This window comes from Caulobacter vibrioides OR37 (assembly GCF_000372645.1).
In the GTDB taxonomy this organism is placed as follows: domain Bacteria; phylum Pseudomonadota; class Alphaproteobacteria; order Caulobacterales; family Caulobacteraceae; genus Caulobacter; species Caulobacter vibrioides_E.
Genome location: NZ_APMP01000059.1, coordinates 1 through 2,016, shown reverse-complemented (window position 1 = coordinate 2,016; position 2,016 = coordinate 1). Strand labels below are relative to the sequence as shown.

The 2,016-nt window shown below is 70.1% G+C and carries 1 protein-coding gene; it reads right to left on the bottom strand.

The features are described 5' to 3' along the window. Positions 1 to 2,016 (bottom strand): beta-glucosidase family protein (locus tag OR37_RS20465; RefSeq protein ID WP_004625273.1); only part of this gene is annotated, 2,016 nt, incomplete at both ends.

Here is a 2,016-nt window from a genome sequence, read left to right as displayed (position 1 = left end):
CCACCGCTTGGCCTTGGCGTCGAAGCTGGCCAGCAGGCGGGGATCGGCGGTCAGGGTGACGCGGCGGGTCTCGCCAGGCTTGAGGTCGATCTTCTCGAAGCCGATCAGGCGCTGGGTCGCCTTGCCCGCCGCGTCAGTCAGATAGACCTGCGGCGCGTCCTTGCCGGCGCGCCGGCCGGTGTTGGTCACGTCGAAGGCGACCGTCAGGGTCTGGCCGCCCGTCACCTTCAGATTGGCGTAGGCGAAGCTGGTATAGGAAAGGCCGTAGCCGAATGGAAACAGCGGCTTCTGGCCCGTGGCGGCGAAGCGGCGATAACCGACGTCCGCGCCCTCGGAATAGACCACGTCGAAGGGGGTCTTCTCCGGCAGGCCAAGACCCGGCAGCTGGACGCGCGGATACTGCTCGATCGACGCCGGGAAGGTCACCGGCAGGCGGCCGGACGGATTGACCACGCCAAACAGCACGTCGGCGATGGCCTCGCCGCCCTTCGCGCCCGAATACCAGGCCTCGATCACCGCGCCAGCCTTGTCGAGCCAGGGCATCGAGACCGGACCGCCGGTCTGCAGGACCACGATGGCGTTCGGATTGGCGGCGGTGACGGCGGCGATCAGGGCGTCCTGGCCGTTCGGCAGCGACAGGTCCGGCGCGTCCTCGCCCTCGCCCATCCATTGGTTGCCGAACACCACCACCACGTCGGCGGCCTTGGCGGCGGCGACGGCGGCCGACAGGTAGCGACCGTCGTCGAAGGTCACCTTGGCCTCCGGCGCGGCCTTGCGGATCGCCGCCAGCGGCGAGGAGCCGTTGAAGTACTCGCTGCGGAACGGCCCCATCATGCCCTCGCCGCCCAGCGGGATCACGGCCTTGGCGCCGCCGGGCGGCACGACCTGGGACGAGCCGCCGCCCGACAGCACGCCGGCGTCGGCGTGGCCGCCGATCACGGCGATGGTCTTGGCGGTCTTGGCCAGCGGCAACAGGTCGTCGCGGGTCTTTAGCAGGACAATGCCCTCGGCCGCGGCGGCGCGGGCCGTTTCGGCGTTGGCGGCGGCGTCGATGGCCCCGCCCGGCGCGACCGGCTTGTCGAACAGGCCGGCGGCGAACATCGAGCGCAGAATACGACGGCTGGCGTCCGACAGGCGCGCGGCGGGGATTTCGCCCTTCTCGACGGCCGCCTTCAACGGCGCGCCGAACCAGACCTGGGCGTCCAGTTGCTCGCCCGACTGCTGGTCCAGGCCCTTGAGGATGTAGTCGGTGGCGTGGACCGCGCCCCAGTCCGACATCACCCAGCCCTTGTAACCCCAGTCGCCCTTCAGCACCTCGTTCAGCAGATGGTGGTTCCCACAGCTGTAGTCGCCATTGACCTTGTTGTAGGCGCACATCACCGCGCCCGGCTGGCCCTTCTCGATGGCGATCTCGAAGGCCAGGAGGTCGCTCTCGCGGTGGGCGGCCTCGTCGATCACCGCGTTAGCGAAGTGGCGGCCGGTCTCCTGGCCGTTCAGGGAGAAGTGCTTGATCGTCGAGACGACCCCCTGGTCCTGGATGCCCTTGATCGCCGCGCCCGCCAGGTTGCCGGCCAGCCACGGATCCTCGCCGACATATTCGAAGTTGCGGCCGTTGCGCGGGTCGCGCGCCAGGTTGACGCCGCCGGCCAGCTGGACGTTGAAGCCCTTGGCCCGCGCCTCGCGCCCGACCACCGCCCCGCCCTCATAGGCCAGCCTGGTGTTGAAGGTCGCCGCCAGCGACAGGCCCGACGGCAGCGCCGTGGCCCCGTCGCCCGGACGCACGTTCAGCGGATTGGTCACGCCCAGGCTGGCGTCGCTCTCGTTGACGGCCGGGACGCCCAGGCGCGGAACGCCAGGAATATAACCGGCCGACCCGATCGCGCCCTCCGGCTTCTTGATCCCGAAGATCGGCATCGACATCGGCCCGTGCAGCAGGCCGATCCGCTCGTCCAGCGTCAGCGCCTTGTCCAGCAGCGCCGCCCGCTCGTCCGGCGAAAGCTTGGCGTCCATCCAGGG